Raw genomic sequence first — 237 nt, forward strand, 5'->3', positions numbered from 1 at the left:
TTTGGGTGTTCATCGGCATCGAGGGTGCGAGCATCTTCTCGTCGCGGGCGGAAAAACGCTCTGACGTGGGCAAGGCCACGGTCATCGGCTTCGTTACCGTGCTGCTGTTCCTGGTGCTGGTCAACGTGTTGTCGCTGGGGGTGATGACCCAGCCGGAACTGGCCGGGCTGCAGAACCCGTCGCTGGCTTCGGTACTGGAGCATATCGTCGGGCCGTGGGGCGCCTTGCTGATCAGTA

General features: G+C 62.4%; 1 protein-coding gene. It reads left to right on the forward strand.

Translation table 11 applies throughout. The features are described 5' to 3' along the window. The coding region (locus J5M58_RS27670) for an amino acid permease (protein WP_207880728.1) at positions 1-237 on the forward strand (237 nt) is incomplete at both ends.

It is taken from the genome of Pseudomonas sp. 32_A, assembly GCF_017490905.1.
Classification (GTDB): domain Bacteria; phylum Pseudomonadota; class Gammaproteobacteria; order Pseudomonadales; family Pseudomonadaceae; genus Aquipseudomonas; species Aquipseudomonas inefficax.